7 protein-coding genes and 1 tRNA gene are annotated in these 11,992 nt (G+C 54.5%); 5 read left to right on the top strand and 3 right to left on the bottom strand.

Features of this window, described 5'->3' with window-relative positions; genetic code table 11:
- Window positions 1–608: 608 nt before the first annotated feature.
- The gene (locus NZ960_08510; GenBank protein MCS7177633.1) at window positions 609–962 is read right to left on the bottom strand and encodes a hypothetical protein; all 354 of its coding nucleotides are present in this window, start codon (window positions 960–962) and stop codon (window positions 609–611) included.
- Window positions 963–1,592: 630 nt separating this feature from the next.
- Here NZ960_08510 and NZ960_08515 point away from each other — a divergent pair.
- The 4 genes from NZ960_08515 (at window position 1,593) to NZ960_08530 (ending at window position 7,891) form a co-directional block, all read left to right on the top strand.
- A complete protein-coding gene (locus tag NZ960_08515; GenBank protein MCS7177634.1) occupies window positions 1,593–1,748 on the top strand; it encodes a hypothetical protein in 156 nt (51 codons plus the stop codon).
- Between the two features lie 249 nt (window positions 1,749–1,997).
- On the top strand, window positions 1,998–4,607 hold the full coding sequence (locus tag NZ960_08520) for a S41 family peptidase (protein MCS7177635.1): 2,610 nt from the start codon (window positions 1,998–2,000) through the stop codon (window positions 4,605–4,607).
- Window positions 4,608–4,851: 244 nt separating this feature from the next.
- Window positions 4,852–6,729, top strand: a complete 1,878-nt coding sequence (locus NZ960_08525) for an aldehyde ferredoxin oxidoreductase family protein (GenBank protein MCS7177636.1) — start codon at window positions 4,852–4,854, stop codon at window positions 6,727–6,729.
- A 220-nt stretch (window positions 6,730–6,949) separates the two neighbouring features.
- Window positions 6,950–7,891 (top strand): hypothetical protein, encoded by a 942-nt coding sequence (locus tag NZ960_08530; GenBank protein ID MCS7177637.1) that lies wholly within the window; start codon window positions 6,950–6,952, stop codon window positions 7,889–7,891.
- 906 nt (window positions 7,892–8,797) lie between these two features.
- Here NZ960_08530 and recA read toward each other — a convergent pair.
- On the bottom strand, window positions 8,798–9,883 hold the full coding sequence (recA, locus tag NZ960_08535; protein MCS7177638.1) for a recombinase RecA: 1,086 nt from the start codon (window positions 9,881–9,883) through the stop codon (window positions 8,798–8,800).
- Window positions 9,884–10,074: 191 nt separating this feature from the next.
- Here recA and NZ960_08540 point away from each other — a divergent pair, with 191 nt between their 5' ends.
- Entirely contained in the window at window positions 10,075–11,469 is a 1,395-nt protein-coding gene (locus tag NZ960_08540; protein MCS7177639.1) for an undecaprenyl-phosphate glucose phosphotransferase, read from the top strand.
- 86 nt (window positions 11,470–11,555) lie between these two features.
- Here the strand turns inward: NZ960_08540 and NZ960_08545 are convergent.
- Window positions 11,556–11,629 (bottom strand) — tRNA-Val (locus NZ960_08545).
- Window positions 11,630–11,992: the final 363 nt, after the last annotated feature.

Raw genomic sequence — 11,992 nt, forward strand, 5'->3', positions numbered from 1 at the left:
CGAACCCCTGACCTCGTGAATGCCATTCACGCGCTCTCCCAGCTGAGCTAACCCCCCATGCTTAACGGTTCTATGAAATCATTTTTAGCCGAATATCAAAAGGGACGCCGAGCGGCCAGGAGCGAATAGTCAAGCCAATATTTTGCCCATGTGAATTTTACCCTGCGGGTGTAGCCTGGCAAGGGCACCTCTTAATGAACTACATGTTTACGAAGAAGCTCGAAGCCGAGTTGCCAAGCGGACTGTGGGTGAGGTTCGGCAGCCTGGCCGATTGCAACAACACAAGCTTCGCCGTCGAGCCGCACTAAGGTGGCGCGCCAAGTGTGTCCGTCAGCGTCAAGCTCAATGCGAATTTCATGAGGCGGTAAATTTGGGCCTGATACCCTAAGCACCCGTTCGTGGACCAGTTCCGTTTGAATTTGTCGTTGGCGAAACCAGAAAGGGATAATCGGTCGCACCTGCACCCTGAGCCTCCGCAAAAAGGCCAGTGCTGATGGCCGCGTTTGTCAGGCATGATTAGGAATAGACCATCGGCTTGGTTGCGCTCAGTTTCTTAGTTGCCCGACCCACACCAGCGCCTGAGCAAGTTCATGCTTTTCCGAGCGCGATCAATCGGGGCGTATCTGTTTTAGCACGAGGTGAAGTCTTTGAAAGGCATGGGCGGCCTGAACAGCATCATGCTGACGTGCGGCCTGGGAAAGTTGTTCAGCGGCGAGGCGGAATTCTTCAGCAGGTTTAGGCCAACCATCGCGACAGCGTGTTGGTACTTGTTCGGCCTTCACTTGCATCAGACGTTGCGCGCTGTCGAGTAACATGTTACCGGCCTTAGCTAATTCGTCCCAATCGTCGCGATAAAAAATTTCCTGGGCGGCCCAAACTTGGCGCCGGGCTCGTTCCACTAGGTCCGCGTAGGGTAGCGCCGTGGCGTTTGCGGGAAGCGGTTCTAGTGCCTGCTTCTCCACAGATTGGCAGCCACTACAAAAACCCACTCCAGCGAGTATCAGCCCAAAAAGCCGACGCATGGCACGCCTCTCAGAGGCTAACTTCCTGGGAGTACAAATCAACTTATGCCGGTTGGGCCAGAGAGGCAACTAGGCACAAGCCCGATGGTCAACCGTGGTAAGACGCCGTGATGAACTTGGCTCAGGGCGCGAGGGCAGCAGCTACGGGTCGCTCGGGGCCTGAGCGGGGGCCCAGTTCGGTATCAGGAAACGCATACAAGTACCGCGATCGCCGTGCTTGTTCCTGAGTGGACAACAGGGGATCATCCGCACGTTCAGCGCGACGTGGCTCCCAAGGGCCGACCACAGTCTGACACCCTGCTAGCAATACCGCCAGGGCTATTCCGAGGCGCATGCAATTGATACCGGTCAGTTTCTACAAAATGAGTCGCTTGGCCCTAGCAAAAGTCGTGCTCTTACAGCTATTCAAGTTTAGTTTAGCTGATAACCAATTTCCGGGGGTGCTTTTTCGCTCTTCCTAAGGCGTAAAGCTCATGACCAAGGCGATAGTTTCCGCCCGCTCGCTATAAACCATGGATTGAGACCGTAACTGACCCGAATTGTTGGGACTGGTGAGCCAAACAAGCAAGAATGAACAGCCTTGCTGAGGTGAGGAGTACAACCTGGTTCGTCATATATGAGGGCGACCAGCCGTCGGCGGCAGAGGCAGTGCCGCGGGACAAGCATGAGCCTGGAGATGCCAGCCTCCTTGCTGGTCGGTTGCCTTCCGTGGCCCGCGTCGCCTAGAATCGAGTCCCGATTCGGCACTGACTCAGCAGCCGACTACAATACAAGCTGTGCCTATTGCTCGACAGCCAGCGTATGTAAATCTGAAAAATATGCAGGCGACATATCGTTGTCAAGCACAGCTGAGAATAGCGATGGCCTAAACAGATGGGGGGCTGGCGAGAGAAGGTTGACGTAGCATCACATTTTGGACAGAATTAGAAAAACCACTACAGAGTACTAATTAGCACAAACATGAGGGGTAGGAAAATGAAGTTTGCGAGTCTCGTGCCACTAGGCCGTCGTGTCATCCTCCTGCTAAGCGGGTTGCTGATCCATCAGCTAGCCTTAGGGGAAACGCCAGTTCCGTCATACACAGTGATTGTGGGAATCGACCGGTATGCGGACGACGTGATTCTACCGCGGGCGTTTGCAGAAGCCGATGCAGTGGCCCTGTATCGATGGCTTCGAGACGACCAAGGAGGCCGTGTTCCAGAGGAACGCATTCGCTTATTGCTGGGACAGGCCGCACGTCAGCAAGGAGCACTAACCGCCAGCCGCGAGAACATCTTGCAGGCACTGCGCTGGGCGTTGGAACAGGCACAGGAAGACGATCTGGTATTATTGGCATGGTTCGGTCAAGGGGCACCAGTTGGTGACCGCACTTGTTACTTTGCCGTCGACTCCAGCTTCAAGGATCGTGGCAAGACTGCCATTAGCGCCAGCGAATTAGAGCAACTGCTGGAACGCAGCAAGAGTGCCCGCATTGTGGCCCTTCTTGATGTTAACTTCCGCGGCTATGATGAAAGCAAGGAAAAAGTTTCGACCGTAGGACTAGAAAAACGTTTTCAGGAATTTGATCGGGTTAGCGATGACCAGGACGAGCGTCCCCGAGTGTTGCCGCCTGTGGCAGTGCTGTCAGCTAACGATGGTACTCAGCCTTCACCAGAAAACAAGCGGACTGGGCATGGCGTGTTCCTGGAAGTGGTGTTGAACGCCCTCAACGGCGGCGCGGACGCAGAGGGGGACGCCGCTGACGGACTTATTACGGTCAGCGAGCTCTTTCAATATGTACAGAGGGAATATCCGCAACGGACAAAACAGGTTACTGGGAAAGCGCTCTCGACCTTGGCCACGTTTACGCACGGACATGTTCCCGTGGCCAGCTACGCCGCCCAATATCGCAAGACGTTAGCGCGGATCGAGGCTTTCCTCAAGCGGGCCTTGGCTGATAAGTTGCCCCAGGAAGTCATCAGTGAGGGAAAGTCCCTAATAGGGCAGACGCCGCGCTTTGAACTGCCTCGGCAAATGCGTAAGCACTACCTGGCCTATGCGGAAGGTAAGATTGCCGCGGACAAGCTTCTGGCCGAGCGCAATTCCTATCTGCAATCACTTCAAGTAAGTCAGCAAGAGGCGGAGCTGTTCGCCGACCGCGTCCTGCGTGTGGCGAACGTGGCACGCGCTAATTACTTTAAGCCCATTACCTACGCGGACTTGATTCCGCCGGCGATACGGGGCTTGTACACCTACATGCAAGAAAAAGTGCCGCCGGAAATCAACAGACGGCTAGAGAGCGTTGTGAAAATGACCGTGCCAGAAATTCGCGATTTGTTGGTGGAAGTGCGGCTCAAAATTGGACAACGCGACGACATAAAGGGCAACAAGGCCGCTTATCGTGCTTGTGATGCCATGCTCCATAGTTTGGATAACTATTCCGCTTTCATTGAGCCGGAAGTCGTGGCCGAGATCGAGCGACAAACCCAACAAGTCTTTATTGGCGTGGGTGTGCAGATTCAAAAGGACTTGGGCACTGATATGGTGCGAGTAATTACGCCGTTGCGCAATAGCCCCGCGTACAAGGCAGGCATACAAACTGGCGATTTGATTGTCGGGGTAACTAACTTCGTTGACTCGGAAGGAAAACCCCTCAAGGAGCCCGAATATATTTCCACCAAAGGCATGAGCATTCGCGAGGTGGTAAACAAAATCCTAGGAAAGGAAGGGACGGAAGTTCAGTTACATCTGGAGCGGGAAATGGCCAATGGCGAGAAGAAATCGTTGACAATTCGCCTGAAACGAAGCCGTATCGAGGTGGAAACCGTTTTCGGGGTGCGTCGTCGGGATGACGATAGCTGGGACTATTACATTGACCCGCAAAATAAGATCGCCTACATTCGCCTAAGCCAGTTTGCCCGCTTCACGGCTCGTGACTTGCAAAAAGCGCTCGAAGAGTTGTCTGGCTCGGGATTGAACGGCCTAATATTAGACCTTCGTTTCAATCCAGGTGGCTATCTGGATCAAGCGGTCAAAATCGCGGACATGTTCATAGACGATGGTGTCATTGTTACTGTGCGTCCGCGCCGGGGTCGAGAAATCTCCTACTCGGGGGAACATCAAGGAAGTTATTTGAATTTCCCAATGGTGGTGCTCATCAATGGAGGCAGCGCCAGTGCAAGTGAGATCGTATCGGCAGCGCTCCAAGACCACGGCCGTGCAGTGATTATGGGGGAGCGTAGTTTTGGCAAAGCCAGTGTGCAAACCGTTACTCCGCTTCAGTTAGACCCCAAGGAAGGCCCTGCCGAGGTGAAATTAACCACGGCCAGTTTCTGGCGACCCAACGGGAAGAATCTCGCTCGTGACCGTAATTCGAAGGAGGAAGACGATTGGGGGGTGCGCCCGCATCCCGACTATACACTCAAACTGGAACCGGGAGAACGCGGACAGTTGTTTGAACATTTGCGACGTAGTGAAATCATTCAACCGCGCGAGCCAGTCAAAATCGAACCTCCAGAACCTTTCACGGATCGACAGTTGCAGATGGCCGTAGAGTTCCTACGCCGACAAGTGGCTGCTCATCCGAGGAAACCAGCACCCAACTAACGGGCAAATTTTTTGGCCGGTGAGCTAATAAGTGTCTTGCGACTACTGATAGAACTGGCTCTACCTTATTAGAGTGAATCGCGTACTTCAGCTTCCAGCGTCACTGTAACCAGTCCGAAAGCTTGGTCAGTTGGATGTGGACTGGCCGTTACAATGCTATGTTAGGGTCAGCCTTACTCGACACAGTCAGTATTTTCCCGCCAATCGATTTTTCTGGCATGGAACACCTCGAGGGAGAATCAGAATGGTCGGGGGATATGCTGGCAAAATTCTGCGTATTGATTTGAGCGAACGTAGTAGTCGAATTGAGCTCTTAGATGACTTGACACTACGCCGCTACTTGGGGGGCGGTTTGCTGGGTGTTTACTTCTTACTCAAAGAGACGCCTGCAGGTTGGGATGCCTTTGACCCGCGTTCGCCGTTGATGTTTTTCACCAGCGCCATGAACGGTACCGCGCTTTCAGGAGCGAATCGCTACGTGGCCGTGGCCAAGAGCCCTCTAACCGGAGGTTACGGGGAATCGGAGGCAGGAGGCTACTGGGGCCCAGCTCTGCGCCAGGCAGGTTTCGACGGCCTGATCATTACAGGTCGCGCCGACAAACCCGTCTGGTTACTCATTTATGATGGTCGGTGCGAGTTCCGCGATGCGCAACGTTATTGGGGGCAATTGGCTGGAGAAGTGGACGACGGTATCAAGGCCGAGTGTAAAGACCAACGCGTGGTCGTCTTGCAAACTGGAATTGCCGGGGAGAAGCGCGTACGTTTTGCCGCCATGGTAAACAATTGCCGACATTTCCATGGCCGATGTGGGCTCGGAGCTGTCATGGGTGCCAAGAATCTGAAAGCCATTGCCGTTGGTGGCCGTGATAAGCCAATCGCTGCCGAGCCTCAGGTCACCCAGGAAGTCTTGCTCTGGTTCAAGCGCCACTATGACCGCACCCAGGACACGTTGCATCTTTACGGAACAGCGCGAGGAGTAAAAAACCTGCAAGCAGCAGGGCTGTTACCCACGCGTCATTTCCGAGACGGCGCTTTCGAGCATTTTCACGAACTAACCGGCGAGCGCCTGGCTCAGACCATTCTGACCCGGCGGGGGACTTGTTATGCTTGCGCAGTGGCGTGCAAACGGGAAGTGGCAGTGCCTGAGTTGGGCGTCGTGCCGCGCTATGGTGGCCCAGAGTATGAAACGATCGCGGCCATCGGCACCATGAACGGCATTGCGGACCTGAAACGTATCGCCTTGGCGAACCAGCTGTGCAGCCAGTACGTCCTGGACACCATTTCCACAGGGGTCGTCATTTCTTTCGCTATTGAAGCCTACAGCCTGGGCCTCCTCACGCGAACCGATGTGGGTTTTCCCTTGACCTACGGAGACCCTGAAGTACCTCTCCGCTTAATTCCGATGATCGCGCGGCGAGAGGGAATTGGCGATTTGTTGGCGGAAGGTGTCATGCGTGCCGCGCAGCGCTTGGGGCCAGAAGCCCAGGCCCTCGCTCTGCACGTGCGCGGTCAAGAAGTTCCCATGCACGAGCCGCGTGGCAAAAAGAGTCTGGCCCTCGCTTATTCAACCAGTCCCACCGGTGCGGATCACATGGAAGCACCGCACGACCCCGTTTATGAAGGTTTCTATCCAGGCAAACATCCACTTGCTGCCTTAGGGCTGATCGAACCAGTGCCGATGCTGGATTTCGGTCCGCGGAAAGTTCGCGCCTTTACCTACTTGCAGAAGCTTTGGACGCTTTACAACATCGTGGGCATGTGCTGCTTTGTGGGTGTGCCGATTGGTAAACTCGATTTAGAGCAGCTAGTGCGTTATTTCAACGGCATGACTGGTTGGGACGTAAGCTTGTGGGAATTGCTGAAAGCTTCGGATCGCGCCCATGCGCTCTATCGGCTGTACAATTATCGGGAAGGTTTAGCCGCAGAGGCAGATACTCTACCTGAACGATTTTTCCAGCCCTTAGAGGCAGGCCCTCTAAAAGGCGAGAAACTCGACCGTGAGCAGTTCCGACAAGCCTTGCAGTGCTATTATCGCATGATGGGTTGGTCGGATCCGCGGGGAATCCCCACGCCCGAGCTGTGTGCCGAACTCGATATTGCCTGGGCGTTGGAACGCATTTGAGCCTTAGTCCCTGGCTAGGCTAATCAAACGCGCATCGGCCTCTGCTAAGGTGGCGCGACTAGCTAAAATAATCCCATAGTGCTTTTGGCCTTCGGTCGTAGTTCCATCATCCTAGGTGCTCATTTTCTCATAGGAGGCGAACATGATCCGAGTACGTTGTCCTGGTTGCCAGCGTCCTATCCAAGTCGGGAACGAACAAGCTGGCAAAGTGGTACAGTGCGTGGAATGTGGCAAAAACTTTCGCCTGCCGCAAATCAAGCCAGCGGCCACCGCAGTGAAGCCCGCTGCACCTGTGGTGGAAAAGGGCAGCAAAAAAACCGCTCTGAGCGAGACCCCGATTTCGGTTAAGGAAGATGAGTGGGAAGACCGCTCGCCTTACGCCATCCAGCATGACCCAGGCCCGCAGAAAAAAGAAGAAGAGGAAAACCGCGTTTCTGAACTGGTGCGCCGCTCTGAACGCATCAAGGCCCGGGAACGCGCCTTAGCCACGATCGAGAAGCCAGGCTTCTATTTCAAAGTCTTGGCCACTTACTGCGCCGTCATCACAGTCCTAGCCTTCCTAGCCTTGAGTGGCGATGCCGTGCTCGCTGCGTTCAAACGGCAAATGCACGCTTCGCAACTTGCGGAGGAACGTGCTAGAGCCCTAAAGCAGGGCGGGGATGCGCCTGCCGAAATGAAACGCGACTGGCCGCTTTCTACCACGGAAAAAATTTTTGGCGAGGACACTCATTACATCTTGGTGCAATTGATCCTGATTGCCGTAACGGCAGCGGTGTTAGTGGCCTTGGGTGTTATCATCACTGGGGCTGAACGCTTTCGCCGCGTCGACGGTTATCACTGGGTCATGGCGGGCTGTATTACCGGCATAGTCGTGGGCTTAGCAGGTGCTGCGATTCCGGGATATTTGTTCTGTCAACTCATGCAAGACGCTGGGGATGATTTGTACGGTTATTTAGGCAAATTCCTCGGCGGGTTGCTCACGGCCCCCATCCCACTTATGGGCTTGGCCTCGCTGTTTGTGTTAATGTTGGCTACCCGCAAAGACATCAAGCGCGAATTCTTCTGGCGTCCCGGCCAACCCATTACGGACATGGACGACGAAGACAACGAAGACGAAGAGGAAGAACCGGACGAAGAGGAGGAAGAGGACGAAGAAGACTAATCTAATGCGCTGCGTTGCCGAATGCAATCCCCTTTTACTTAGCCGCGCATTCCTTGCTTGACACCGCCTTCGCCCGACATCAGGAAAACTTACGTTGGCCAAACTTTACACGCGCCTGTTTTCGCACAACGGGCAACACACTATACTTGCTTGGATTGTGAAGCAATGTTCGGCTGACTCATCACGATTTCTATGCCCGGGTTATCGTCGCGCCGACCATTTTGCCACGGCGTGATCAAAACAATTCTATGAGGCACCCCATTTGCTCTAACGTTGGCTTGCCGCATGGCCAGACATGGAGCGCGGCAGTAAAGGAGGATGAGGGGCTGCCGCGCTCCCTCCTCCCGTGGCTTTCTCACAGGTCCGATTGATTCCGATAGCTGGTAAACCGAAACGGTCGTACTATCCAACCTGGAGCATTGAAAGACTCATCTTGCCATAGGCTAAGCTTATGATAGTGCATACTTTGGCCAGTTTGGTATCAGAAGGAATTAGCTGGGCTATCCTGGATACAGATGGAAACCGTCGCGTCATTCGGGTTTCACAGATTACTGCGACTCGTCCGCCGGAAATGCTCCCCACTTCCGCTTACAGTCCGATGGTAACCCAAGACGATTTATCAGTAACTGCCGGCGTTGATGCTGGCTTCGAGTATCGTGCTCTCGTTCCTCCCCAAGCCCCGGGCTGGCAATTGATCGACCGTCTAAGCGCAGAGGTCCGATGGTTGCAACGAGCGAGCTCTTCTCCCAAGTACCGCTTACGCTTGGCCCGCAGTTAGGACAAATTCCTGCCTGCTTAGCATTTCTAATGCCCCGACGCTTGTTGCAAACCAATGTCGGCCGCAGGTCAAATAAGCAGCGTGCTGAAGACGGGCCTTGGTTACCGTTTGATGAGTGTGCCCTACTACTATTGCCGCTCGCTGGCTTTTCGCCCTTTCGAGCTGGCCTCTTCTGTGGATTTTCCGTTCACCTGTATGGAAACGTCTTCGAGTAGACCACGCTTTTGCAAAATCTTGCGCGAAATCTCTTCCAGAATTTGGGGATGCTCTCGCAGAAAAGCTTTAGCATTCTCGCGCCCTTGTCCCAGACGATGGTTACCATAAGTCAGCCACGCTCCGCTTTTCTCGACAATCTTATCTTCTAGGGCGAGGTCTAATACGTCGCCTTCGCGGCTGATACCCGAATCATGCATGAGATCGAACTCGGCACTCTTGAACGGCGGCGCGATTTTGTTCTTGACCACTTTGGCGCGGATTCGTGAGCCAACTACCTCTTCGCCCTCCTTGATACTGGTCACCTTGCGGACTTCCAGACGCACCGAGGAGTAAAACTTTAAGGCCAAGCCCCCTGAGGTCGTTTCCGGGCTGCCGAACATCACGCCGATCCGCTGGCGAATCTGATTGATAAATACCATGCAGGTGCGGGTGCGAGCAATAATCGGGGTCAGCACACGTAAAGCCTGACTCATGAGCCGCGCCTGCAGCCCCACATGAGAATCGCCAATTTCACCTTCTACTTCAGCCTTGGGCACCAGAGCGGCCACTGAGTCCACTACGATGATGTCCACAGCGTTCGATTTGACGAGCATCTCGGCGATTTTCAGCGCTTCTTCCCCGCAAGAAGGTTGACTGACTAACAGGCCCTCTAAATCTACTCCCAAGCGTTTGGCCCAGGCGGGATCAAGTGCGTGCTCGGCATCAATAAAGGCAGCAATGCCCCCTTGTTTCTGGGCGTTTGCAATCGCGTGCAAAGCAATAGTGGTTTTGCCGCTCGATTCCGGGCCGAAGATTTCGATGATGCGTCCCCGGGGCAAGCCGCGACCTCCCAGAGCGATGTCCAAGCTCAGCGCGCCCGTACTGATTCCCGGAACATCGGCCACCGGGCTTTCCCCTAATTGCATGATCGCACCTTTGCCGAACTGCTTTTCGATTTGCTGCAACGCGAGTTTCAGCTCCCGATTATCCATCCCACTGCTCGAATTGGCTGTCGCCATGACTATCCTCCTTCGCTGGCCAGTGCGCTTCCCGACACTTGTACATATGTATATTACCGGGCAGCGAGGAAATCAACTGGGCTCTAGCAGCTTTGGGACGGTCTTGACATCGGTTCGCGTCTTCGGCTAAATCGCGAAACAATTTTGTGCCGCCAGGGGAGGAGCCCGCTCCCCACTTCGGAGCTCACGACATGATTCGTCGTGTCCATCAAGGGATTGTCTGGTGTTTTGTATTGGTCGACGCCTTACTGACCGCCGGAGCTTGGCTAGGCGCTTACTACTGGCGCTGTAGCGGTTGGCCCATTTCACTTTATCATGCGCCGCCCTCGGAAGAGATTTGCTGGCATCTCACCCCAGCGGTCGTCGTGCTCGCGGTGATAGCTTTTCGTTGGGTGGGTCTTTACGAAATACACCGTCTGCGGCGCTTCCGCGAAGAATTGGCTGGTGCCCTCAAAGGCTCAATCCTGGCTGTCTTGTTGGTGCTGGCCTTACTCTTTTTCACCAAGCAAGAATACGATTCGCGCCTTACCTTGGCTTACTTCGGAGTATTGTTGCTTGGCTCACTAGTAACAGGCCGACGCCTTGTTTGGAGTATTATCCGGGCAGTGCGGCAGCGCGGTTATAACCACGTTCCTGTTGTAATAGTCGGTACGGGCCGAACGGCGCGTCAGTTGGCCCGCTCGCTAGTGCAACACCGCTGGACAGGCCTTCGGCTCTACGGTTACATCGAAGATCGTCCCTCGCGCTGGACAAACGACCTGTATATCGTCGGCAGCATCAATGATCTGCCTCGACTCGTCCAGGAAAAGGGGATTCGCCAAGTGTTCATCGCTTTACCTTGGAAGCGCTTCGAGGAAGCCCGACGTGTGTTTTCTGTTTTGGCCGATTCCTTAGCCGAGGTCCGCCTAGTCGTGGATACCCCCAGCTTGGTTCCCTTTGCGCTCACCACCACGCAATTCGATGGCATGACCATTGTCAACCTGCGTGAAAGTCCCTATGTAGGGGTCAATCGCTTCCTCAAACGGCTCATGGACATCACCATTTCGCTGATTGCACTGATTGTACTATCGCCGCTCATGCTGGTAATCGCCGTCATGATTAAGCTCACCAGTCGGGGGCCTGTTTTTTACCGCCAAGAGCGCTGCGGTCTGGATGGGAAAGTGTTTCACATGCTTAAGTTTCGCACTATGCGAGTTGACGCCGAGCGAGAAACTGGACCGGTCTTCACTAAGCCGAACGATCCGCGACGCACTTGGTTCGGTGCCCTGCTGCGGCGCTGCAGTCTAGACGAACTCCCCCAACTGTTCAATGTATTGAAGGGCGACATGAGTCTGGTCGGCCCGCGCCCTGAACGTCCTTACTTTGTGGCACGATTCCGAAAAACCATTCCCCATTACATGGCCCGCCATCTGGTCAAAGCTGGCATCACTGGTTGGGCTCAGGTTAATGGTTGGCGGGGCGATACCTCATTACGGAAACGTTTGCAGTACGACCTCTATTACATTACCCATTGGAATCCTTGGTTCGATTTGCGAATATTGTGGCTCACACTTTGGCAGGGATTGGTACATCGCAACGCTTATTAAACGTTTTCCCCGGTTATATCCGAACCAAATTATCCCGCTCGGCAGGCGCGTATCCGCCTCATCAACCCAAGTTGAGCTAGCAAGAGTGGGCGCTGAGGGACTCGAACCCCCGACCTCTACGATGTCAACGTAGCGCTCTCACCAGCTGAGCTAAGCGCCCATGATAATCGTCGGTTAGCACGTTCGTGAAATTTTACGCTCTTTCATTTCAACTGGCTAGCGCCTCACTGCACAGCGCTGTAAGAAGCGGGAGTTTGGCCTATCAGTTCAGAGCGACTGGGCAATAAGCTTGCTATGGTCGTAATATCCTAGGTGGAGCCTTTCGCCTGCGACATACTGCCAACCGATCTTCGGACAGGAGACAGCGCTTGAACCCAACGAAGCCTCATGCTGTGCTGTGTGTGCTCGTGGCGCTCATCAACGCAAACTGGGTCGCGCCGAAATCGGAGCCCATGGCTCAGCGTATGTTCGACGGTCATCGCGACAACGTTTACTCCATAGCGGCGTCGCCAGATGGGCGGTG

Origin of the sequence: Candidatus Kapaibacterium sp. (assembly GCA_025059875.1) — a bacterium.
Taxonomy (GTDB): Bacteria; Bacteroidota; Ignavibacteria; order Kapaibacteriales; family HRBIN21; genus HRBIN21.